Annotated in this window: 22 protein-coding genes and 1 tRNA gene; 14 read left to right on the top strand and 9 right to left on the bottom strand. The window is 63.5% G+C overall.

Annotation, left to right across the window (positions count from 1 at the left end):
* Positions 1 to 71: 71 nt before the first annotated feature.
* The gene (locus ACE04I_RS05100) at positions 72 to 1,466 is read right to left on the bottom strand and encodes an FAD/NAD(P)-binding protein (RefSeq protein WP_046792549.1); all 1,395 of its coding nucleotides are present in this window, start codon (positions 1,464 to 1,466) and stop codon (positions 72 to 74) included.
* Between the two features lie 150 nt (positions 1,467 to 1,616).
* Complete coding sequence (locus ACE04I_RS05095; RefSeq protein ID WP_046792550.1) at positions 1,617 to 1,979, bottom strand: response regulator; 363 nt, start codon at positions 1,977 to 1,979, stop codon at positions 1,617 to 1,619.
* A gap of 304 nt (positions 1,980 to 2,283) precedes the next feature.
* On the opposite strand from ACE04I_RS05095, the gene ACE04I_RS05090 reads away from it, so the two are divergent.
* The 8 genes from ACE04I_RS05090 (at position 2,284) to ACE04I_RS05055 (ending at position 11,443) form a co-directional block, all read left to right on the top strand.
* The gene (locus ACE04I_RS05090) at positions 2,284 to 2,919 is read left to right on the top strand and encodes a TerC family protein (RefSeq protein WP_046793006.1); all 636 of its coding nucleotides are present in this window, start codon (positions 2,284 to 2,286) and stop codon (positions 2,917 to 2,919) included.
* Between the two features lie 134 nt (positions 2,920 to 3,053).
* Positions 3,054 to 4,442 carry a cytochrome c gene (locus ACE04I_RS05085; RefSeq protein ID WP_046792551.1) on the top strand — a complete coding sequence of 463 codons (1,389 nt, stop codon included), beginning with the start codon at positions 3,054 to 3,056 and terminating at the stop codon, positions 4,440 to 4,442.
* Entirely contained in the window at positions 4,442 to 4,942 is a 501-nt protein-coding gene (locus ACE04I_RS05080) for a (2Fe-2S)-binding protein (protein WP_046792552.1), read from the top strand. Before ACE04I_RS05085 ends, ACE04I_RS05080 begins: the two co-directional genes overlap by 1 nt.
* Positions 4,942 to 7,197, top strand: a complete 2,256-nt coding sequence (locus ACE04I_RS05075; RefSeq protein ID WP_137326565.1) for a xanthine dehydrogenase family protein molybdopterin-binding subunit — start codon at positions 4,942 to 4,944, stop codon at positions 7,195 to 7,197. Before ACE04I_RS05080 ends, ACE04I_RS05075 begins: the two co-directional genes overlap by 1 nt.
* 65 nt (positions 7,198 to 7,262) lie before the next feature.
* Positions 7,263 to 7,754: a cupin domain-containing protein gene (locus ACE04I_RS05070; protein ID WP_487206710.1), complete on the top strand. Its 492-nt coding sequence runs from the start codon at positions 7,263 to 7,265 to the stop codon at positions 7,752 to 7,754.
* Between the two features lie 139 nt (positions 7,755 to 7,893).
* Positions 7,894 to 8,298, top strand: a complete 405-nt coding sequence (locus ACE04I_RS05065) for a hypothetical protein (protein WP_487206709.1) — start codon at positions 7,894 to 7,896, stop codon at positions 8,296 to 8,298.
* 89 nt (positions 8,299 to 8,387) lie between these two features.
* Positions 8,388 to 10,928 carry a protein translocase subunit SecD gene (secD, locus tag ACE04I_RS05060; protein ID WP_046792556.1) on the top strand — a complete coding sequence of 847 codons (2,541 nt, stop codon included), beginning with the start codon at positions 8,388 to 8,390 and terminating at the stop codon, positions 10,926 to 10,928.
* A 74-nt stretch (positions 10,929 to 11,002) separates the two neighbouring features.
* The gene (locus ACE04I_RS05055) at positions 11,003 to 11,443 is read left to right on the top strand and encodes a YqaA family protein (protein ID WP_046792557.1); all 441 of its coding nucleotides are present in this window, start codon (positions 11,003 to 11,005) and stop codon (positions 11,441 to 11,443) included.
* Positions 11,444 to 11,455: 12 nt separating this feature from the next.
* On the opposite strand, the gene ACE04I_RS05050 is transcribed toward ACE04I_RS05055, so the two are convergent.
* Positions 11,456 to 12,082: a TetR family transcriptional regulator gene (locus ACE04I_RS05050; RefSeq protein ID WP_046792558.1), complete on the bottom strand. Its 627-nt coding sequence runs from the start codon at positions 12,080 to 12,082 to the stop codon at positions 11,456 to 11,458.
* Positions 12,075 to 12,695 (bottom strand): class I SAM-dependent methyltransferase, encoded by a 621-nt coding sequence (locus ACE04I_RS05045; protein WP_046792559.1) that lies wholly within the window; start codon positions 12,693 to 12,695, stop codon positions 12,075 to 12,077. Before ACE04I_RS05045 ends, ACE04I_RS05050 begins: the two co-directional genes overlap by 8 nt.
* Before the next feature lie 389 nt (positions 12,696 to 13,084).
* Here ACE04I_RS05045 and ACE04I_RS05040 point away from each other — a divergent pair, with 389 nt between their 5' ends.
* A complete protein-coding gene (locus tag ACE04I_RS05040; protein ID WP_046792560.1) occupies positions 13,085 to 14,443 on the top strand; it encodes an APC family permease in 1,359 nt (452 codons plus the stop codon).
* A 6-nt stretch (positions 14,444 to 14,449) separates the two neighbouring features.
* Here ACE04I_RS05040 and ACE04I_RS05035 read toward each other — a convergent pair whose 3' ends face one another.
* On the bottom strand, positions 14,450 to 15,145 hold the full coding sequence (locus tag ACE04I_RS05035) for an HAD family hydrolase (protein WP_046792561.1): 696 nt from the start codon (positions 15,143 to 15,145) through the stop codon (positions 14,450 to 14,452).
* 162 nt (positions 15,146 to 15,307) lie between these two features.
* Here ACE04I_RS05035 and ACE04I_RS05030 point away from each other — a divergent pair, with 162 nt between their 5' ends.
* Positions 15,308 to 16,501 carry an MFS transporter gene (locus ACE04I_RS05030; protein WP_052760330.1) on the top strand — a complete coding sequence of 398 codons (1,194 nt, stop codon included), beginning with the start codon at positions 15,308 to 15,310 and terminating at the stop codon, positions 16,499 to 16,501.
* A gap of 112 nt (positions 16,502 to 16,613) precedes the next feature.
* Positions 16,614 to 16,689 (top strand) — tRNA-Lys (locus ACE04I_RS05025).
* Between the two features lie 217 nt (positions 16,690 to 16,906).
* On the opposite strand, the gene ACE04I_RS05020 is transcribed toward ACE04I_RS05025, so the two are convergent.
* From ACE04I_RS05020 to ACE04I_RS05010, 3 genes are all read right to left on the bottom strand, one after another.
* Complete coding sequence (locus ACE04I_RS05020) at positions 16,907 to 17,086, bottom strand: hypothetical protein (protein ID WP_046792562.1); 180 nt, start codon at positions 17,084 to 17,086, stop codon at positions 16,907 to 16,909.
* A gap of 34 nt (positions 17,087 to 17,120) precedes the next feature.
* A complete protein-coding gene (locus ACE04I_RS05015; RefSeq protein ID WP_487206708.1) occupies positions 17,121 to 17,783 on the bottom strand; it encodes an acyl-homoserine-lactone synthase in 663 nt (220 codons plus the stop codon).
* A 110-nt stretch (positions 17,784 to 17,893) separates the two neighbouring features.
* Positions 17,894 to 18,631 (bottom strand): helix-turn-helix transcriptional regulator, encoded by a 738-nt coding sequence (locus ACE04I_RS05010; protein WP_487206707.1) that lies wholly within the window; start codon positions 18,629 to 18,631, stop codon positions 17,894 to 17,896.
* Between the two features lie 163 nt (positions 18,632 to 18,794).
* Between ACE04I_RS05010 and ACE04I_RS05005 the strand changes: the two genes are divergently transcribed.
* The 3 genes from ACE04I_RS05005 to ACE04I_RS04995 all read left to right on the top strand — a co-directional run bounded on the left by ACE04I_RS05005 (position 18,795) and on the right by ACE04I_RS04995 (position 19,992).
* Positions 18,795 to 18,980 carry a hypothetical protein gene (locus tag ACE04I_RS05005; protein WP_046792565.1) on the top strand — a complete coding sequence of 62 codons (186 nt, stop codon included), beginning with the start codon at positions 18,795 to 18,797 and terminating at the stop codon, positions 18,978 to 18,980.
* A 121-nt stretch (positions 18,981 to 19,101) separates the two neighbouring features.
* A complete protein-coding gene (locus ACE04I_RS05000) occupies positions 19,102 to 19,614 on the top strand; it encodes a DUF2243 domain-containing protein (protein ID WP_046792566.1) in 513 nt (170 codons plus the stop codon).
* 84 nt (positions 19,615 to 19,698) lie between these two features.
* The gene (locus tag ACE04I_RS04995; RefSeq protein ID WP_082118213.1) at positions 19,699 to 19,992 is read left to right on the top strand and encodes a hypothetical protein; all 294 of its coding nucleotides are present in this window, start codon (positions 19,699 to 19,701) and stop codon (positions 19,990 to 19,992) included.
* Between the two features lie 103 nt (positions 19,993 to 20,095).
* Here ACE04I_RS04995 and ACE04I_RS04990 read toward each other — a convergent pair whose 3' ends face one another.
* A complete protein-coding gene (locus ACE04I_RS04990; RefSeq protein ID WP_046792567.1) occupies positions 20,096 to 21,013 on the bottom strand; it encodes a PhzF family phenazine biosynthesis protein in 918 nt (305 codons plus the stop codon).
* Between the last annotated feature and the right edge of the window lie 7 nt (positions 21,014 to 21,020).

The following is a 21,020-nucleotide window of genomic DNA, read 5'->3' as shown; positions in this document are numbered from 1 at the left end:
AAGGAACGGAACCTCCCGCGGCAACCCGCGGAAGAGAAAATCATGCTCAAGGTGCGGCAAGGCCCGGATGGTTACCGCGCGTTTGCGAAGCGCCGGGAGTTCAGGTCCACGTCCGCCGCGATCGCCTCCGCCACGCGTTGGGCCTGGAGGCGGATATCCGGGACGGCGGTGATTTCCCAGAACTGCCCCGCCGTCAGCGCGCCGGCCGCATACAGCCCCGGCTGGATCTGCCCGTCCGGCGCAAGCACATGCGACCGCGCATCGACACGGATGCCGAGACCCAGTTCGTCCATGGCGATCATGTCGCGCGCCCGCATTGCCTGCAGCAGCGGCGAATGACCGATGCCCGCCCGCTCCATGCCCGTACAGTTGACGATCCAGTCCGTATGGAAGGAGGCGATGCGGTCGCTTCCGCGCTGGCGATAGCGGATTTCGGCGCCCTCGCCGGAAGGCTCCATCGCTTGCAGGAAACCGGCATGCACGACGACCGTGCCGTCCCTCGTGAGCGCATCGAAACGCGAGGCGATCTCGGGCGCGATGCGGTGGCGATGGATGTTCCACCAGGCGAGCGCATGGCGCAGGAAACGGGAGCGCTGCTCCTTCGAAAGCTCCTGCCAGAGCGCCTGGGTCTGCGGCCTCAATCCATCCATTACCCCGCGCCAATCTGCCCCTTCCCTCACCTGGCCGCGCAGGTTCTTGAGAATGGCGCTGATCTCTCGGCTTGCCTCGGGCAGCTCCGGCGGAACGGGCACGGAGCGGCGCAGCAGGTGCGCATGCGGCACGAGCCCGCGGCGCGAAAGCACGTGGATGCGCCCGCGATGCCCCCGGCTGCGCAGCGCCAGAACCTGATCGATCATCGTCAGGCCAGAGCCGAGAATGCAAACATCCTCGCCGCGCAGGACCCTCGAAAACCAGCCGAGCCGCCATGGGTTCTGGACGATGCGGGAGCGAACCTCGTCGGCGATGCGGTCCGGCTTCAGCGGCAGATCGGCATTGCCTACGCCGAGGCAGAGGACGACGTTTCGCGCCGCGAGTTCGTTTCCATTATCCAGGCGGAAGACGATGCGACCGTTCTCCGTACGAACGCATTCGGTGGCCTTGGCCTTGATGAATTCGATCTGCGCGCGGCCGCGGCGGGGACGCAGGAGCGAAGCCAGCGTATCGCGCAGATAGAGCCCGTAATCGCCGCGGGTGGCGAAATCGTCCGGCGTCACCGTCCTGCCGCGCCGACGGAGCCATTCGACGAAATCGTCCGGCGCATCGGGGAAGACACTCATGCGCGCGGCCGGGACGTTCAGCCGATGCAGGTAGAATTCGGTGCGATAGGCGGTTCCACGGCCGAAGCCCGGATCGTCCCCCACCACGGCAATGGTGGAGGATGGAGGCAGAAGGTTCAGGAGGTTGATGGTCAGGGCGATCGCGGAAAATCCGGAGCCGACGACGGCGACATCATGGATCAAGCACACTCTCCTCGTTATTGCGCAAGCGAAAGGGCTGCCATGAACCCGCGCCGAGGATCGAGTTTCCTCCTTCCACGGCCACGGCCTCATCTCTACCAATCTAATAGAGATTAGGAAGGAGTAAAGGCCGATTTCTCGCGCCGGCTTGGAGCGAGGCTAACGCACGAGCGAATGGATGGAGGAAAGAAGCATTTCGTGAGCGTAGGGCTTGGGCAGGAAGACCGCATCCACCGGCAGCAGCATGGGATCGAGCCACTCCACCCCAGAGGTCATGATGATCCCGACATTCGGCCGCAGCGCCCGCACGCGGCGTGCAAGCTGGATACCGTCCATGGAGCCCGCCATGTTGACGTCGGTGAGAACGACGTCGATATCCGGGCGGTTGCGGAACAGGGCCAGGGCCTCTTCGGCATTGCCGGCCTCCAGCACGAGGTGGCCGACCTCCTCCAGCGCATCCAGCACGGTGAAGCGGATAAGCGGTTCATCCTCGACGATCAGCACGACAGCACTTGGCAGCATCCCAAGCCTCCGGTTCGCGGCCCTTTCGGAGCCGCAGTATCGGCGTCGCTTTTCTATTCGGCAGAGCGCCCCTCGACCTTTGTCACCACAAAGTCCCTGATAATATAGGAGAAAATGGGGCCGCTGGCACCCCCTGCCCTTTATGGGCTTTAAAGGACGCAAACGCGCCGGCTTGAATGTCACCCCAACCGAGGGGCGGACGCGCTCATTTTTTGCTTGCCAAGCCCGGCGAAATATTTTGTACCACGAGACGGTCGCGACCGACCGCCATTCAAAATATCGCCATCCAAGTAAAAGCCTCATCATGGAAATCTTCACCGCGGCCGGTTTAACGGCGCTCCTTCAGGTCATTGCCATCGACCTCGTTCTGGCGGGAGACAATGCCATCGTCATCGGCCTCGCCGCGGCAGGCCTTCCCGCCCACCAACGCAACAAGGCGATCCTCGTCGGGATCATCGCGGCCACGATCCTGCGCATTTCGTTTGCGACAGTCACCGCCTATCTGCTCGGCATCGTCGGGCTGCAGCTTCTCGGCGGCCTGCTGCTCGCGTGGGTCTGCTGGAAGATGTGGACGGAACTGCGCTCGGCCGAGCAGAGCGCCGCGCACGCACTTTCCGCCGAAGAGGCTGAGGAAACGAACGTCCCGCGCAAGACCTTTCTCCAGGCGGCGACCCAGATCGTCATCGCCGACGTTTCCATGTCGCTGGACAACGTGCTGGCGGTCGCAGGTGCTGCCCGCGAGCACACCTCGGTGCTGATCATCGGTCTCGTTCTCTCGATTGCCCTGATGGGTCTTGCGGCTAACCTGGTTGCACGGCTCCTCCACCGCTATCGCTGGATCGCCTATGTCGGCCTTGCGGTGATCGTCTATGTCGCCGGCAACATGATCTATCACGGTTTTGTCGAGGTCTGGCCGCACGTCCAGCAATGGCTCGCATGATCCGGCGCTGACCGCTTCCGCAGAAGACCCGCCCGCCCCATGGCGCGGCGGGTTTTCTTTTTCCGCTACCGTCCAGCCATCGGGGAACAAAATTTCCTTCCACGCGTTCGGCTGCAGCGGGTGGAGGCCTCTGCATGCGCATAATCCGGGCATTCTCGTTTCTGTTGACCCTTTTGCTGGTCGCAGCCGTCGCATTTCTGTTCGTCGCCTGGCGATCCGAAATACCGGTCGACGAGCAGGCCGCGAGCGCCGCTCATCCCCCGGAACTGGTCGCCAAAGGCGCGCAGCTTGCCGCCGTCGGCAATTGCATCGCCTGCCACACCGTGCCGGGCAAGCCGGCTTTTTCAGGCGGGCTCGCGGTTCCGACGCCTTTCGGCACCATCCATTCCACCAATATCACGCCCGACCCGGAAACCGGGATCGGGCACTGGAGCGAGGCGGCCTTCGAGCGCGCCATGCGCGAAGGTGTGGACCGCGACGGCAATCATCTCTATCCCGCCTTCCCCTACGACCACTTCACCTGGGTCACTCCGGAGGACAACAAGGCGCTCTATGCCTTTCTCATGACCCGGCAGCCGGTGAAGGCGGAAACGCCGGACAACAGCCTGACCTTCCCCCTGGAATTCCGGCCGCTGCTCGCCGGCTGGAAGCTGCTCTTCTTCCGCAAGGGGCAATTGCAGCCAGATCCCGGCCAAAGCGCGGAATGGAACCGCGGACGCTATCTATCCGAAGGTCTCGGGCATTGCGGCGCCTGTCATACGCCCCGAAACTCGCTCGGGGCGGAAGACGTGGAACGGCATTTCGCAGGCGGCGAAGCGGAGGGCTGGCAGGCCTATGCGATCGACGAAAACTCCAAGGCGCCGGTTCCCTGGGACGCGGAAAGCCTCGCCTTCTATCTGCGCAACGGCTGGCACGAACTGCATGGCGTCTCGCGCGGGCCCATGGCGGAAGTGACGGGCAATCTCAGCCTTTTGCCCGATAGCGACATCGCCGCGATATCCATCTATGTCGCCTCGCTGATGGGCGAGCCTTCTCCCGAACGGCTGCAAAAGGCCGAGCAGCTCCGCGCGCAGTTCGGCGGCGGCCGCATCATACAGGCTTCCGACAGCCAGACGCCGCCTGCCCCCGCCGCATCCGACCATCCGGGAGCGGCGATCTATCAAGCCGCCTGCGCCACCTGTCACGAGAGCGGCCGGCAGCAGCCTTTCGGCGGCTTGAATTTCGCGCTCAGCACCGCCGTTCACGCGCCCAATCCCCAGAACGTCGTCAACGTGACGTTGTTCGGCCTGCCGCCGGCCGACGGCAAGGCGAGCGCGGTCATGCCGGGCTTTGCCGCCATGCTGACCGATCGGCAGATCGCCGACCTGCTCGCCTATATGCGCGAGCAGTTCTCCGATGAAGCGGCATGGCAAGACCTCGAGGCGCAGGTCGCGAACACGCGCTCGGGCAAATATCACGTCGCCGTCCGGCCATCGGACGGAATCGAGAGGGCGCCGCACAATGTCGGCGCGAAGGAGGAGTGATGGCCATATCGCTGAAAGTGAACGGCGAGGATAAACGGATCGATGCCGATCCGGCCACGCCCCTGCTCTATGTGCTGCGGGACGATCTTGCCCTCAACGGCGCGAAATACGGCTGCGGGCTCGGCCAATGCGGTTCCTGCATGGTGGTGGTGAACGGCGAAGCGGTGCTTTCCTGCATGACGCCGGTCATGCTGATGGAAGGCCGCGAGATCACCACCGTCGAGGGCCTGGGCACGATCGAGGAGCCGGGACCGCTGCAGCAGGCTTTCATAGAGATGCAGGCTGCGCAATGCGGCTACTGCATTCCCGGCATGATGATGAGCGCCCATGCGCTCCTGCGCAGGAACGCCAATCCCAGCGACGAAGACATCCGCCAGGCGCTCGGCACCAATCTCTGTCGCTGCGGCACGCATATGCGAATCATGGCGGCGATCCGCCGGGCGGGCGAACTGATGCAGGCCGCCGGCCTGCCCGCCGCCGGCGAAGGGAGGACGGGCTGATGGATATGCTTGAAACAGGCATCACGCGCCGCGGGCTCATGGCAGGCACCGGCGCGCTCGTCGTCAGCTTTTCCATGGGCCGGGCCCTGGCGCGGGAAGCAGCGCCCCAGCCCGCCGCTCCTCAACCTGCAACTCCCGAGCCGCCTGCCCTTCCCGGCAGCCTCGACGACGAGCGTTTCCTCGATTCCTGGATTCGCATCGATGCCGACAATGCGGTGACGGTGTTCACCGGCAAGGCCGAACTCGGCCAGGGCGTCCGCACCGCTCTCCTGCAGGTGGCCGCGGAGGAGCTGGAGACGGACCCGAAGGACATCGAGCTCGTGACCGCCGATACCGGCCGCACGCCGAACGAGGGTTTTACCGCGGGCAGCCAGTCCATGCAGAACAGCGGCACGGCCATCCGCAACGCCGCCGCGCAGGTGCGCGCCATCCTGCTCGCGGAAGCCGGCCGGCGATTCGGCGTTCCGCCCGAAAGCCTGAAAGTGGAAAACCGGACGATCACCGCGCCGGACGGCAGAAGCGTCACCTATGGCGAGCTCGTCTCCGGCCAGATGCTGCATGTGGAGGCCCAGCCGCAATCGCCGCTGAAGGACCCCGGCAGCTTCCGCCACATGGGAAGGCCAATGCAGCGCGTCGACATTCCGGGAAAGGTGACCGGTCAACCCGCCTATGTGCACGATCTTAGGCTCGAAGGAATGCTGCATGCGCGCGTGGTGCGCCCGCCGAGCGCGGCGGCCCAGCTCAGCGAACTCGACACGACCTCGATCGAGGCCATGCCGGGCGTCGTCTCGGTAGTGCTGGACGGCAATTTCCTGGCGGTCGTCGCGGAGAAGGAATTTCAGGCGATCAACGCAATGCGCGCGCTTTCGGCCGCCTCCCGCTGGGAGGAGAAGGAAACGCTGCCGGATCAGAACGACCTTCCTGCAGCCTTGCAAAACCTGGAGCGGGAAGTCGGAACAGTGGCCGAGGCCGGCAACATGCCGAGCTTCACCGGCCGGATCTTTGCGGCGACGTTTAGCCGGCCCTACCAGATTCACGGCTCGATCGGACCTTCCTGCGCCGTCGCGCATATGAAGCCGGATGGAACGCTGGATGTCTGGTCACATACGCAGGGCGTCTTTCCCGATCGCGCAGCGATCTCCGAGATGCTCGGCATGCCGCCCGAAAAGGTGCGTGTCATCCACATGGAAGGCTCCGGCTGCTACGGCCATAACGGAGCGGACGATGCGGCGGCCGATGCCGCACTGATCGCGACGAAGCTGCCCGGCCGGCCGGTGCGCGTGCAATGGATGCGTGAGCAGGAACATAGCTGGGAGCCCTATGGCCCGGCCATGCTGGTGAAGGTGAAGGCCTCTCTCGACGAGACCGGAAGGATCGCCAACTGGGGCTACGACCTCTGGAGCAACACGCATTCGACGCGTCCCGGGGGAGCGCCCGCACTTCTGGCGGCGCGGCACAAGGCGCAGCCTTTCCCCGCCTCTCCCGCCAAGATGCAGATCAGCCCTTCGGGCAATGGCGACCGCAATGCCAATCCGCTCTACACGATCGCCAACAAGCGCGTGCTCTGGCATTTCCTGCCGGACATGCCGCTGCGTGTCTCGGCCCTTCGCGCGCTCGGCGCCTATGCCAATGTATTCGCCATCGAAAGCACGATGGACGAACTGGCGATCCTTGCCGACGCCGACCCCGTTGAGTTCCGGCTGAGGCATCTCGAAGACCCGCGCGCCCGCGACGTGGTTCAACTGGCGGCGGAACAGTTCGGCTGGTCGAACATGCCGATGCCGCGCAATCGCGGCCGCGGTTTCGGCTTTGCCCGCTACAAGAACCTTGCCGCCTATATGGCGGTTGCGGTGGAAGCGGAGGTGGAGCCGGAAACCGGGCGCGTGCGGATCGTGCGCGCCGTCTCGGCGATCGACAGCGGCGAGGTGGTCAACCCCGACGGCATCCGCAACCAGACGGAAGGCGGCATTCTGCAGACGATAAGCTGGACGCTCTACGAGGCGGTGAGTTTCGACCGCACGCGCATCACCAGCACCGACTGGTCGAGTTATCCGATCCTGCGGTTCGCGAGCATTCCCGACAAGGTTGACGTCCATATCGTCGGGCGGCCCGGACAGCCCTTCCTCGGGACGGCGGAAGCCGCCCAGGGGCCGACGGCGGGAGCCGTCGCCAACGCGGTCCGCAACGCCACCGGCAAGCGGCTCTACGACCTGCCCCTGACGAGAGACAGGGTGAGAGCGGCGATCGCCACGTGAGAGGCTTTGACTTTTGCCATCCGCGCGTCGAACATGCCACCGCAGCGAAACGATGAACCGGAAGCATGACGATGAGCGATCACGACCACCACGACCATAAGCCCGGCGAGATCGACTGGCGCGAACATGGCGTGAAGGTCATTCCCGGCGATTCGCTCGATCCGAACACCGCGCAGACGCCCGGCATGAACCGCGCGACCGCGATCAATCATGCGAGAGCCGGAGCCGAAAAGATATGGGCGGGGACGGTCACGATCCACGCCAACGCCAAGACCGGCGCCCATCATCACGGCGACCTCGAAAGCATCATCTACGTGGTGAAGGGCAAGGCGCGCATGCGCTGGGGCGACAATCTGGAATATGTGGCGGAAGCCGGTCCCGGCGATTTCATCTACGTGCCGCCCTATGTGCCGCACCAGGAGATCAATGCCAGCCGCGACGAGACACTTGAATGCGTGCTGATGCGCTCCGGCCAGGAGCCGGTGGTCGTCAATCTCGACATCGAGCCGGTGGAAAAGCCCGAAGAGGTGCTGTGGAAAGACCCTATCCACCGATAGATGGGGCGACGCCAAGAGGCAGCCGCAATCGGTTGCTAAAGCTCTATCGCAATTGACCGCCGGGACCCCGTCCAGTAGAAGGCGGCATTCGTTCCGGGCGAGAACCGGAAAATGAAACGCTCCGGAGTTTAGGAAGCGGATGATGCGAGTTCCGCTCAGATCGCGGACGAAAGTCGAAGAGACGCGGGAAAGCCTCCCGCTGCGATGGCCGGTGCTCGCCGCCGCGATGCTGATCGCCGCCTTCTTCGGCCTGATCTCCGGCGTCGTGAAGGAAGTCCGCGTTCCAGCCGGCGTGCTCGCCGCCGAGGGCAATTCCGAGATCCCGCATCTTACCAAGCGCGAGCCATTGCGCGCCGTGCTTTCCGCCGACCGGAAGGACGGCGGGGCCCATTGGACCGGGCATGACGGAGCACTCGAGGCACGCGCCGTCGAGACGGCATTCCGTTCGGGCAGCTCCGCGCTTGCCCTGCCTCTTCCCGCCGCTGCGGCATTGCCGGCCGTAGGCCGCGCCTTCCAGCCCAGAGCACCCCCTGCCCGCGCCTGACGCTTGAACGCTTCGGCGTTTGAAATTATTCGAGAATTTTGCCCTTGCCGCCGCCAGGTCGTGCCGCAGGGCCCAGCAGGAACAGACCCATGAGAAATTCCCCCTGGTTGGTGGCGACCTATGCCTTCATCATCCTGATCGGCGTATTGATCGCGCTGCCGAACGCACTCCCTAATTCCGTGCTCGAGCGTATTCCGAGCTGGCTGCCGCACAGCCGCGTCTCGCTCGGCCTCGACCTGCGCGGTGGCTCGCACCTCGTGCTCGAAGTCGACCGCACCGACCTCGTCAACGAACGGCTCCAGAACCTGCTGCAGGACAGCCGCCGCGTCCTCAGGGATAACGGCATCGATCCGGCCAGCGTCCGCCGCAACGGCGACACCATCACCATCGCGCTACGCGATCCCGCGCAGCGCGGCGCGGCCGTCACCCAGCTCCAGACCCTCGGCAATCCGATCGGCTTCGGCGCGGGCATGGGCCAGTCGGACCTCGACATCCGCACGCCGAACAGCAACACCATCACGCTCGGCTATACAGAAGCAGGCATCACCGCCCATGGCAGCGCGGCGGTCGAGCAGAGCCTCGAGATCATCCGCCAGCGCGTCGACCAGGTAGGCGTTGCCGAACCGACCATCCAGCGCGTCGGCTCCGACCGCGTGCTCGTCCAGCTTCCGGGCGAACAGGACCCCTCCCGCCTACGCCAGCTTCTCGGCTCCACGGCGAAGATGAGCTTCCATCTGCTCGGCAATCAGGGCGAACCGGGCGTGACCATGCTTTCTGACGAAGGCGGTAACCAGTATCCCGTTCTCGATCGCGTCGAGCTTTCCGGCGACCGCCTGACGGACGCCCGCGCCGCCTTCGACCCGCAGACCAACGAACCGGTCGTCAACTTCCGATTCGATACCGCCGGCGCCAACCGCTTCGCCCAGATCACCCAGCAGAATGTCGGCCGGCCGTTTGCGATCGTGCTCGACAACAAGGTGCTGAGCGCACCGGTCATCCGCACGCCGATCACCGGCGGCTCTGGCCAGATCTCCGGCGGCTTCAACGTCGAGGAAGCCAACACGCTCTCCGCGCTGCTGCGCGCCGGCGCGCTGCCAGCCAAGCTGACCGTCATCGAGGAACGCACCGTCGGCGCCGACCTCGGCTCGGACGCCATCGAAATGGGCATCTTCACCGGCTTCATCGGCTTCCTGCTGGTGGTCGGCTTCATGTTCTTCCTGTACGGAACCTGGGGCATTCTCGCCAACGTCGCCCTGTTCATCAACGTCATCCTGACCTTTGCCGGCCTGACGCTGATCGGTGCGACGCTCACGCTCCCCGGCATCGCCGGTATCGTGCTCGGCATCGGCCTGGCCGTCGACGCCAACGTCCTCATCAACGAGCGCATCAAGGAGGAGACCAGGAAGGGCCGCAGTACGTTCGCGGCGATCGACGCGGGCTTCAAGCGCGCCTATTCGACGATCGTCGACAGTAACGTGACGGCGCTCATCGCCACCGTCCTGCTCTTCTGGTTCGGTTCCGGGCCGGTGCGCGGCTTCGCCGTGACCATGGGCCTCGGCATCGCGATCTCGATGTTCACTGCCGTTTCGATCGTCCGGGTCGTGATGGTCTTCGTCGCCGGCCGCTACAAACTGAAGAAGATCGACATCAAGCCGCTTCTGCCGATCAACCTGATCCCGGACGGCACCCAGATCAACTTCATGAAGGGCCGCTTCATCGGCCTCGGCGTCTCGCTGTTCCTTTCGGTCGCCTCCATCATCCTCTTCATCACGCCCGGCCTCAATTACGGCGTCGATTTCCGCGGCGGCATCCAGATGGAAGTCGTCACCCAGAACGAAGCCGATCTCGCGGCCTTCCGCTCCGGCCTGAACGAACTCGGTCTCGGCGAAGTGGCGCTGCAGGAATTCGGCGGCCATAACCGCCTTCTGGTGCGCGTCGAACGCCAGCCCGGCGGCGAGGAAGCACAGACGGCAGCCGTCGAGCACCTGAAGACGGAGGTCGTGAAGATCGATCCGACAGCCAAGGTCGAACGGACGGAAGTGGTCGGCCCGAAGGTCAGCGGCGAGCTTGCCACCGCGGGCATTCTCTCCGTCGTGCTCGCGTCGCTCGCCATGCTCATCTACATCTGGGCGCGGTTCGAATGGCCCTTCGCCGTCGGCGCGATCGCAACGCTCGTTCTCGACGTGACGAAGACGATCGGCTTCTTCGCGCTGACCGGCCTCGACTTCAACCTCACGGCCATCGCGGCCCTGCTCACGTTGGTCGGCTACTCGGTCAACGACAAGGTCGTCGTCTACGACCGCATGCGCGAAAACATGCGGCTCTACAAGAAGATGCCGCTGCGCGAGCTGATCGACCGCTCGATCAACGAAACGCTGGCACGAAGCCTCTACACGTCCGTCACGGCCTTCCTCGCCATGCTGCCCATGGCGATCTGGGGCGGAAGCGCGGTCGAGAGCTTCGCCATCCCCATGGTCTTCGGCATCGTGGTCGCGGCTTCCTCGTCGGTCTTCATCGCCGCTCCGATCCTGCTCTTCCTCGGCGACTGGCGCACGCGCCGCGCCAAGGCGGCAGCGGAGAGCGCGGGCCAGCCGGCGATCGAAGAAGGCGAGCGTCCGAGCCAGGCGTGAGTTCAGCTTCCTCACCGATACTTCCGAAGGGCGGATGCTTCATCCGCCCTTTTCCTTGAGAGCCGTTAGAGTCGATGATCGATCTCGCCGCCTATGCGGGCTTGTTTGCCGCGGCCTTCATCGCCGCCACGATCTTTCCGATGCAGTCGGAAGCGATCCTCGTCGGCCTCATGCTGACGGGCAAGTATTCCGTGCCGGGACTCATCGCCGTCGCCTCCGTCGGCAACACACTCGGCTCGGCGGTCAACTGGCTGCTCGGGCGCGGCATCGAGCGTTTCCGCGGCAGCCGCTGGTTTCCCGCAACGCCGGCACAGCTCGAGCGCGCCGAGCGCTGGTACCGCAAATATGGAAAATGGTCGCTGCTCCTTGCCTGGCTGCCGGTCGGCGGCGATGCGATCACGGTGGTCGCCGGCGTGCTGAAGGAGCCGCTCTGGAGCTTTCTCCTGCTCGTTTTCATCGGCAAGCTGGCGCGCTATCTGGCGCTCGCCTTCGCGACGGCGGGCGTCATGGCTTAGCCCAACTGGTAGTCAGCCTCGGGCTTCCCCTCCGAGATCGGCAAGCATCTTCCAGAGATCGTTGAAAAGCGTATGGGAAAACGCCTCGAAGGAAGCGCCCTTCGGCTCATCCTTCCAGCGCTCCGCACCGATGCGCAGCATGCCGATGACGACCGCGGCCAGCAGGCGCATGCGGTCCCGCTCCTCCTTCGAACGGGCGCGGGCCTCCAGCGCCTCGGCAAGCTTCTGCTCCAGCTTGGCGTATTTGAGCTGGTCGCGCGCCTTGAGCGCCGGCGTCCTGTTGATGAGATCGCCGATCGCAAGCGCGCGCTGGTCGGCGGCCGCGACTACGGTGTCGAGCAAGGCATGCCTGACCACGCTCACCGCGGGCTCTTCCGGAGGGCGCTTGGCGATCGCGTTCATGAGATGCTGCGCGAAAGTATCCTGCCAGGCGAAGACCACGTCTTCCTTCGAGGGAAAGTAATCGAAGAAGCTGCGCTTGGAGACATCGGCGGCTTCCGCGATATCCTCGACCGTCGTTTCCTCGAACCCTCTTTCAAGAAAGAGCGTCATCGCCGCCTGCTGGATACGCTCCCGCGTCTGGCGGCGCTTGCGTTCGCGCCGGCCCTCCGCCGCTTCTCTCGGTTTTTTCTCAGTCATCCGGTTTGAAGCGTTCCCGCGAGAGTTCGAGCGGCTTGCGTCGGGAGATCCGGTAGACCGCGGCGGGCGGAAGATTGCGCATCGTGCCGCCGATATGGGTGGCCTTGAGCCCCAAGCGATCGAGGATCGGCCGCGGCACGGGGCAACGCGGCCCGTAGGTGAACTGGTAGAAGGAGCCGCCCGGACGCATATAGGCGAAGGAACTGGCGAGAATAGCGGTGACCTTGCGTGGCGACATGGACAGGAGCGGCAGACCGCTCACCACCGCGCCGACCGGCTGCCCCTCGAAGATACCGGCCCTGCCGAGCCGGGCCGCATCCATCTGCAGGACATGCGCCTGGGGAAACCGCGAGCGCAGGCCATCGATGAATTCCGGGCCGAATTCCACCAGCGTCAAATCGGATTCGGCGACGCCGCGCGAAAGAAGCGCGCGCGTGAAGACACCGGTTCCCGGACCGAGCTCGATGATCGGTCCGTCGATCGGAGCGATCTCCTGGGTCATCAGGCGGGCAAGCGGATTGCCCGACGGCGTCACCGCCGCCACCCGCAGCGGATGGCTGATCCAGGACCGAAAGAAATGCAGGAAATCAGATAGTGCGATATCGGCCGTCATCGCTATGTCCCCGGCTTTTGAAATACGAATCCAATTGGCGGGCGAACATCGCTCCGGGGACGTGGCGATTCCAAGGCAGGAATTCGGCCCACCGTCGCGATTTCTTCCAACCGGCATAGCTATACCTACTGCAATATTGCATTAGATGCAATGTTTTTCGCGGGACGATTTGAAAAACGGGAAAGGAGGGGTCTGCCATGCGAGCACATATTTCAGCCGTTTCGCGGGCGAACGGCCGCGTATTCGAGGCGTGATGACGGGTCGTGCAGCTCACCGGACCGGCTCGCCCCGGCCTGCCAAGGACTTTGAAACGCTCGTACTTTTCTTCCCGTCCGGCCGCGCTAGTTCTCATCTGACGCCCTGCACGCACCGTATTTCAGGAGGATGGCATGAAACATACGGCGAAAGTGGGAGAAGAAAGAACCGAACTGAAGCGGGTCATGGGGCCGGGCCTGCTCCTCCTGTTCATCGTCGGAGATATCCTCGGCACGGGCATCTACGCGCTGACCGGCCAGGTGGCGGCGCAGGTGGGCGGCGTGGTCTGGCTGCCTTTCGTGGTCGCTTTCGTCGTGGCTCTGCTCACCGCCTTCAGCTACCTCGAACTGGTGACGAAATATCCCCGCGCGGCCGGAGCCGCCCTCTACACCCACAAGGCATTCGGCATCCATTTTCTGACGTTTCTGGTCGCCTTCGCGGTAATGTCGTCCGGTATCACATCGGCCTCCACCGCATCCCGCGCCTTTGCGGCAAACTTCTCCTCTGCCTTCGGTTTCGATTTCGGCGCCTACGGGGTCACCCTCGTCGCGCTCTGCTTCATAGCGCTGGTAGGGGTCATCAATTTCCGGGGCGTGACCGAAAGCGTCATGACCAACGTGCTGCTGACGGTCGTGGAGCTTACCGGCCTTCTGATCATTATCGCCATTGGCCTGTGGGCCATCTCGGCTGGCCAGGGCGATATTTCGCGGGCCTGGGATTTCCAGCCCGCCGGCGACCGCGGCGTCTTCTGGTCTGTGATCGGGGCGACGACGCTCGCCTTCTTCGCGATGGTGGGCTTCGAGGATTCCGTCAACATGGCGGAGGAATGCAAGGAACCGAGCCGCATGTTCCCGAAGGTCCTGCTTTCCGGCCTTGTCATCACCGGCCTGATCTACGTGCTGGTTTCGATCTCCGCCATTGCGCTCGTTCCCGCCGCGGAACTGGGTGAAGGCGACACGCCGCTCCTGAAAGTCGTCCAGGCCGGCGCGCCCGCCTTCCCGCTCGGCATTTTCGGCATCATCACCATGTTCGCCGTGGCAAACTCGGCGCTCATCAACATGATGATGGCGAGCCGGCTGATCTATGGCATGAGCCGCGAAGCGGTATTGCCCGCATCCCTCGGCAAGGTCCATGCGACCCGCCGCACGCCCTTCGTGGCGATCCTCTTCACCACCGCGCTCGCCTTTGCGCTGATCACCTTTGCCGGCAGCGTTCCCGCGCTCGGCGGCACGACGGCGCTGCTGCTGCTCTGCGTCTTCACGGTGGTGAACATCGCGGTGCTCGTGCTGCGCAAGGACAAGGTCGAACATCAACACTTCCGCACGCCGACCATCCTGCCGGTGCTGGGCGCCATCTCCTGTGCGTTCCTGGCCGGTCCATGGACGGGGCGCGATCCGGTTCAATACCTGATCGCCGCCTGCCTGCTCGCGCTCGGCGTGGTGCTGTGGCTCGCGACCGTCGGCATCATGCGAAGCGCGCGTCAGGCCACCTAGAGCGTTTCAGCGCTTCGGCCTCACGGAGAGGCGGCCATTTTCCGAAATGTGCGGCACCACCGCCCGATAATCCATGAGCTTCGGGTGAGCGGTTTCGATCGGATGGGCGTGCGTCGCGGTGATGACCATGACATCGGCGCCGGCGGCTTCGCCGGCCTCTACGCCCGCCAGCACATCCTCGAAGACCAGCGCTTGCGCCGGATCGATCCCCAGGCGCTCGGCGCCCAGGATATAGCATTGCGGATTGGGCTTACCCACCGCGACATCCTCGGCCGTCACCATGAAGCGCGGCTCGGGAATGCCGGCCGCCGCAAGCCGCCGCTTGGCAAGCTCGATCGGCGAGGAGGTGACGATCGCCCATTTTTCCGGCGGCAAAGCGGCCAGGAACTCGACGGCGCCGGGGATCGGTACCACGCCCTCGACGTCCTCGATCTCCCCGCGAAGGATGAGGTCGGCTTCCGCCTGCGGGTCGATCCCCGGCAGATCGAGCGCCGTAATGGTATCGATGCCGCGCTTGCCGTGCATGGTCGGCAGGAATTTTTCCACGTCCAGGCCGTTCGCCGCCGCCCATCGGCCCCAGACACGTTCGGCTGCGGCAAGCGAATTGAGGATCGTGCCGTCCATGTCGAACAGGAAGGCGGCGTAGTCTTTTTCTGAAATGGACACGGATGAATTTCCCGGATTGCGAGTCGAAAGCGACATCAATCAAATAGCTTCGCCGGTGAAAACAGGCAAATAAGTCGTCCGCATGACCGCCAGAAAACCGCCGGAGAATTTATGGGCCGGCCCCACGAATTTATGCCGCGACTCGCCTTCGGGTGATATGCCTCGGCTGAGGAGCAAAGCTTGGGAGGGCACATCGTCATGACGCGATGGGGACAGGTCGCGATCGCCGTTCTTGCCGGGATCGCGGCGGCCTTGCATATCGGCAAGGTGCCGCCGGCGCTCCCCTTGCTGCGCGCGGAGCTCGGCATGGACCTGGCCGCCGCCGGCTGGCTGATGGGCCTGGTGAGCGCCATCGGCGCCGTCTGCGGGCTATTCATCGGCCGCCTCACAGATCAGCTCAACCATCGTCGTTCTATGATTCTCGGCCTCCTTTTTCTGGCGGCCGGAAGTCTTGCCGGCGCCCTCACCTCTTCCGAAGCGGTGGTCTTCGCAAGCCGCGCGGTCGAAAGCGTCGGGCTCATCATGACGGTGGTGGCCGCACCCGGCCTGATCGCCTCGGTTACGGCACCTTCCGATCGGGCCGTCGCCTTCGCCATATGGGGTGTCTGGCTGCCCATGGGCGTCGCCGTGATGATGCTTGCCTCGCCGTTCACTCTTCCCGCCTTCGGCTGGCGCGGCTCATGGGTTGCCGCCACGCTTGCCTGTCTCGTGCCGCTGGCGGCGCTCGCTGCGACCGGCTCGTCAACGCGCGCCGCGCCCACGGCCTCGTCCGCTTCGCTGGTGACGGGTTTGCGCCTCACCGCGGGCCAACCGGCCTCCTGGCTGCTGGCCGGCATCTTCGCGACCTACAGCTCGAGCTTCATGTCCGTCTTCGGCTTTCTGCCGACCATGCTGATCGAGGACATGGGACTGGCGCTGACGCTTGCCTCGGTAATGACGGCGCTTGCCGTTCTCGCCAATGCGGGCGGCAATGTGCTCGGCGGCTTTCTCGCCAGGCTGGGCATCGCCCGCTGGCTGCTTATCGCCGGCCCTTGCGTCATCCTCACGCTGATGGCCTTCGCCGTCTTCAGCGGCGGCTTACCTTTAAGCCTGCGATATGGAGCCGCCGTCGTCTATGCCGTCTCGGGCGGGCTCCTGCCCGCGACATTGATGGGGGCGCTTCCGGTCTACTCACCGCGCCCGGATCTCGTGGGGACCATGAGCGGCTTCGTGATGCAGGGTTCCAATATCGGGCAATGCGCCGGGCCGCTTCTGGTTGGCTCGATCGTGGCCGCCCATGGATGGTCCGCGGCCCCCTTCTTCGTCGCCTTCACGGCGGTTATAGGCTTTGCGCTCGCCCTCGCCTTCCGCACTCTGGAGGCGCGGCGGACAAGGGTGGCGGGCGCGGAATGAAGCGTCCCGAAAATTTCACGAAATTTTCGCAATGACGCTGGACAAGCCGATCGTTCCACTTTATACGCCCCCTCACACCGCCGGCGCCACCTGGCCGCCGACGATGGATCTTGGGTGATTAGCTCAGTTGGTAGAGCAGCTGACTCTTAATCAGCGGGTCGTAGGTTCGAGCCCTACATCACCCACCATCATTTCAACAGGTTAGAGACAGACGTTCAAGCGTGCTTTCAACGGATTGGAAGCCCGTCCTCGTGCCTTTCCACATGCCATCAGGCGACGCCCCGACAAAACTCAGTACGAAAAGTTATTCGGTCCACCAGGTGCAGACGGTCCAACATGTCTGCAAAGCAGCCTCCGGCTTAGAGGAGGCTGTTTGAAACTATCCATCAGCCGCAGGGGAAAAATCTATGCAACCCCATCCTCTTTCTTTTCGAGGCGTTCAACTTTGATGAGCATCAGCTCCTGCAGGATCAACCCGCAGAAATAAGTCACCATATCATAGCGCGCCGCACGCGATTTTTTTAAAACGGAACGTACGTCCGAAGCGATACTGGCGCCAATATCGTTATCATTGCTTATGCTCATAGCACTAAAGCTCCAAATCGCCCCTCAGCCTGCCTCATGCGGCATCTGACATCAGCGACAATACTGATCGGGCCGGTGTTGACCGACGATAGAGTGGCGTGTCGACGTTCAGCGATTCACGCATGTCCGCAAGGATGCCCTGAGAGACCTCGAAAGCACCGCAGCAGACCGGATGCCGGCCATACCCGTCAGAGCGCCCCAATTCATCGACCTCCACCCCGGCGCGTCGATAGACCCGCTTGAGGTGCGGTTCATAATTGGAAATCATCGTGTGTACGCCATGAGCGAGCGCGCATTCGCAAAGGGCCAGAAGCAGCAAGCTGAACGCACGCCCAGCGTCGATGTTCGGATGGTCGGCAGCAATGGCCTGCTCGTCCATGCACATCCGCGTCCCCTCCCAAATGCCGGGAGCCACCAGGTTGACCGAGGCTGGGAAGGTCGCCCGGAACGGGTCGTAGAGCAGCGTGGGGCCGGTTGTCGGCATCAGGCGCATGCTACCGTAAAGGCGGCTCAAATCATCGCTGCACCAGACGAGGTAGACAGGATTTAGCTCATCATAGATATCCCGCTCGCGGTCACCGGAGGCGGGTATGTTCCAGCCGAGCGTGTCGATGAAGACACGTTTGCGGTGGCGGAACATCTGATCGAGAATATGGGAGTATTTCGTATATTCATGTGCTTGAATCGTAACAAACATTTTGAACTCCGTCCCGTTTGTCTACAGGGCGGAGAATGGTTCAAATTTTAGTTGTCAGAAATTCGCACGTAGAGGCTAACACATAGGCCTTCGTACGTATGTGGGAGGGGTTATCCCCGGATGAGACGCAGCGTCATCGCCTTCGCCACAGCTTGCGAGAGATTGGCGCAATCCAGCTTGAAGCGCACCGATCGCATATAGGTGCGCACCGTATGCTCGGAGATCGCCAGGATGATCGCGATGTCTTTGGATTCCTTGCCCTGACTGATCCAGTAGAGCGTTTCCAGTTCGCGCGGGCTGATCTGCGGGAAGGGATCCTTGTCACCGTAGAGCTCCACCACCGCCTTGCGGTGGAGAGTGTGCGCCAACTCCGCCCAGTCCTGCTGGTGGCGTTGCAGATAGCCTTCCCAATCCGTCACATGCGGATGCGCATTGAACGATACCAGTGCGCGCCTGGATACCTTGTCGATTACCGGAATCGAGTAGCCGTTCGGACTGAGGCCGCTCGTCTGGAAATCGGAGAAGAGTTCGAAACACTCCGGACCGACGTCAACCTCGGTCCAGCTGAACGGTAGCTGCCGCAGGAGCCCTTCCCGCACGATCGGATCGATCGTGACATATCCCTTGAGGAGATAACGCGCGACCCAGCCATCCGGATAGGTCGTGCGCACGAAGGGTGCGTCGACTGCCGTCCCGCGCGCAATCGTCTGTGCATGATGATAGGTCACATGCGCGACCTCCTCATAGCAGTCCCGAAGCGCCGCGATCGCCGCCCCGACATTGGCCGCCGACTTTATTGCCGCAAACGCCTTTTCGTATATGAGGGTCTCGCTATCATCTACCGTCATCGCCTGCGCCCCAACTTTATGGCCGAAACGTAACGGTTGCATTGTAAGCAAGCAAGGGTCCTCGTACATGTGTACGATGTGACAATGCGAAGGCGCCGTGCTAGCAGACCTTATGCGTAATGATGGCAAATTACCCAGCGATACGGTCGGAGGCGCTTGTTCCATGACGGTGCATCAAGCTCTCGCCGCCCTGAGTATCTACGGAGATTTGGCGGGGTCGGAAACGCTCACGCGCGCATTGGTCGCCGAGCGCACCGGATCGCTCGATCAGGCAGCCTTCTGGATCGATGTGTATCAGGAACTCTGCCACGAGAGAGCGGGTAGCGAAGAGCCGCCGGATCACTCGTAGGATGCGATTCGGCCCCCGCTTTTCAGGGCCGGCTGCTCGCTCATAGCAGATCGCGGGCGTGGCATTCGTGCGCCGCCATTCCGATGCAGGAACAATTTGCGTCCGCAGATGTTTGCCGCCCATGGTTGACCAACGAACCGATTCTTCCCGGTCTGGAGCCCGGTTTCCGACCGCGGCTGGCATTTTCTTCGGGCTTGGTCTCGGCGGATTCTTCGATGGGATCGTCCTGCATCAGGTCCTCCAATGGCACCATATGGCGACAAGCGCGGGATATTCCGCCGACAGTGTCGAAAACCTGAGGCTCAACATCCTGCTCGACGGCCTCTTCCACATCTGTACTTACATTTTCGTGGTGATCGGGCTGGTGATCCTCTGGCGTTCGGCGCATCGCAGGCATCTCTACTGGTCGAGCAAGATGCTGGTCGGCTCGATGCTGATGGGTTTCGGCCTGTTCAACCTCGTCGAAGGCCTGATCAATCATCAGATCCTCGGCCTTCACCACGTGAACGAGACGGTGCCGCGCGAACAATGGATCTATTGGGATATGGGCTTCCTGGCCTGGGGCGCCCTCATGCTTGCCGGCGGCTGGGTACTCTCAAGGGTCGGCAAACACGAGAGCCCGTCCGAGCGGTGACCCGCCTTCCGGCGGCCACATCCTTACGTGGTGGAACAAATTCCCCGAACGAGCATTGTGTGGGAGGACAAGGAGGAAGTGAACATGACTATGGACCCGTATGACAACAAGCCAGATCTCCGGACGACTCCGGAATCTCCGCGTCGTTCCATGTGGGGTGCCTGGATTGCCGTGATTGCGGTCATCCTGGTCGGTGCCTTCATATGGTCGCAGATGGGCAACTCGCCCACGGACCCGGCAACCACGTCGTCCACGACACCGCCGCCGGCCACCAGTGAGCCCGCCACGCCTTCACCGGCTCCGGCAACTCCTGGCGCACCGCCTGCAGGCAGCCCGGCTCCGGCTACTCCGTCGACGGGCGGCAATACGCAGCCGTAACGGTGTCGAAAGCCATATGCCTTCAGCCGCCGGCTTCCGTGCGAAAGCCGGCGGTTTTCCCGCGTCCCTGCTTCGGTCGGGATGTCGCATGAGATCAGCGAGGTCAGATGTGAAGCGTGCCTTCCGCCAGCGGCACCGCCTGGCCCCCGATCCTGGCTCTGGCAATCTCGCCTTCCTTCACGTCGATATGCAGATGGATATAGGAGGGACGGCCCATCTCCACCCCCTGCTCCACCAGAACCGGATGATGCCCTTCCGGAAGCGCGTCGAAATGCTGGATCGTGCCTGAAAGTGCCGCGACCGCCGCCCCCGTTGCGGGATCTTCGGCAATCCCCATGTCGGGCGAGAACATGCGGGCATGGAATTTCGCCTGATGATGCACGCCGCCGCGGCAATAGACGTAAGCCGAGGCGAGCCCGCCCTCCACGAAGGGAGCGGCCTTTTCCCACAGCATCGTATCGAACTCCATTTCCTGCACGGCGGCCAAATTGTGCAGCGGCACCATAAGGAAGGGCACGCCGGCACTCCAGATGGAGGCGACGTGATTCTCGAAGCCGATATCCGCGAGTTTGACGCTCAGCGCATCGGCGATCCCTTGCCGGTCGAGCGGCAGGTTGATGCGCACCGGCTTCTTCGGAAGGTCGAACTCGGCAAAGCCGGCTTCCCCTTCCCGCAGCCGGACGGCGCAGCGCACCGGCCCGACATTTTCCTCCAGCACGCAGACGATATCCACATTGCCAGCCGCCGCCACATGATTGCGCCCGGCAAGGGCGACCGCCGTGCCGACGGTCGGGTGGCCTGCGAAGGGAAGCTCTCGGGCAGGCGTAAAAATGCGCAGCTTCGCCGCATAGGCAGGATTTTCCGCCTTTTGGACGAAGACCGTCTCGGAAAGGTTCATTTCCCTGGCAAGCGCCTGCATGGCCTGGTCGTCTAGGCCGTCGCCGTCGAAGACCACGGCAAGCGGGTTGCCCGAAAGCCTCTTGTCCGTGAAGACGTCGTAGATGCCGTAGCGCCGCGCCAAACGAACC

It is taken from the genome of Rhizobium moroccans (genome assembly GCF_057559155.1).
Note: the sequence above shows the minus strand (reverse complement) of the source record. Positions and strands in the feature narration are given on the sequence as shown.

What these genes read in the sequence shown, in the direction of transcription:
- ACE04I_RS05045 (WP_046792559.1), bottom strand. Translation starts at nt 12,695, where the DNA reads ATGACGGCCGATATCGCACTATCTGATTTCCTGCATTTCTTTCGGTCC.
- ACE04I_RS05020 (WP_046792562.1), bottom strand. Translation starts at nt 17,086, where the DNA reads ATGAGCATAAGCAATGATAACGATATTGGCGCCAGTATCGCTTCGGAC.
- ACE04I_RS05050 (WP_046792558.1), bottom strand. Translation starts at nt 12,082, where the DNA reads ATGACTGAGAAAAAACCGAGAGAAGCGGCGGAGGGCCGGCGCGAACGC.
- ACE04I_RS05080 (WP_046792552.1), top strand. Translation starts at nt 4,442, where the DNA reads ATGGCCATATCGCTGAAAGTGAACGGCGAGGATAAACGGATCGATGCC.
- ACE04I_RS05090 (WP_046793006.1), top strand. Translation starts at nt 2,284, where the DNA reads ATGGAAATCTTCACCGCGGCCGGTTTAACGGCGCTCCTTCAGGTCATT.
- ACE04I_RS05070 (WP_487206710.1), top strand. Translation starts at nt 7,263, where the DNA reads ATGACGATGAGCGATCACGACCACCACGACCATAAGCCCGGCGAGATC.
- ACE04I_RS05055 (WP_046792557.1), top strand. Translation starts at nt 11,003, where the DNA reads ATGATCGATCTCGCCGCCTATGCGGGCTTGTTTGCCGCGGCCTTCATC.
- secD (WP_046792556.1), top strand. Translation starts at nt 8,388, where the DNA reads ATGAGAAATTCCCCCTGGTTGGTGGCGACCTATGCCTTCATCATCCTG.
- ACE04I_RS05085 (WP_046792551.1), top strand. Translation starts at nt 3,054, where the DNA reads ATGCGCATAATCCGGGCATTCTCGTTTCTGTTGACCCTTTTGCTGGTC.
- ACE04I_RS05010 (WP_487206707.1), bottom strand. Translation starts at nt 18,631, where the DNA reads ATGACGGTAGATGATAGCGAGACCCTCATATACGAAAAGGCGTTTGCG.
- ACE04I_RS05075 (WP_137326565.1), top strand. Translation starts at nt 4,942, where the DNA reads ATGGATATGCTTGAAACAGGCATCACGCGCCGCGGGCTCATGGCAGGC.
- ACE04I_RS05040 (WP_046792560.1), top strand. Translation starts at nt 13,085, where the DNA reads ATGAAACATACGGCGAAAGTGGGAGAAGAAAGAACCGAACTGAAGCGG.
- ACE04I_RS05035 (WP_046792561.1), bottom strand. Translation starts at nt 15,145, where the DNA reads ATGTCGCTTTCGACTCGCAATCCGGGAAATTCATCCGTGTCCATTTCA.
- ACE04I_RS05065 (WP_487206709.1), top strand. Translation starts at nt 7,894, where the DNA reads ATGATGCGAGTTCCGCTCAGATCGCGGACGAAAGTCGAAGAGACGCGG.
- ACE04I_RS05015 (WP_487206708.1), bottom strand. Translation starts at nt 17,783, where the DNA reads ATGTTTGTTACGATTCAAGCACATGAATATACGAAATACTCCCATATT.
- ACE04I_RS05005 (WP_046792565.1), top strand. Translation starts at nt 18,795, where the DNA reads ATGACGGTGCATCAAGCTCTCGCCGCCCTGAGTATCTACGGAGATTTG.
- ACE04I_RS05030 (WP_052760330.1), top strand. Translation starts at nt 15,308, where the DNA reads ATGACGCGATGGGGACAGGTCGCGATCGCCGTTCTTGCCGGGATCGCG.
- ACE04I_RS05000 (WP_046792566.1), top strand. Translation starts at nt 19,102, where the DNA reads ATGGTTGACCAACGAACCGATTCTTCCCGGTCTGGAGCCCGGTTTCCG.
- ACE04I_RS05095 (WP_046792550.1), bottom strand. Translation starts at nt 1,979, where the DNA reads ATGCTGCCAAGTGCTGTCGTGCTGATCGTCGAGGATGAACCGCTTATC.
- ACE04I_RS04995 (WP_082118213.1), top strand. Translation starts at nt 19,699, where the DNA reads ATGACTATGGACCCGTATGACAACAAGCCAGATCTCCGGACGACTCCG.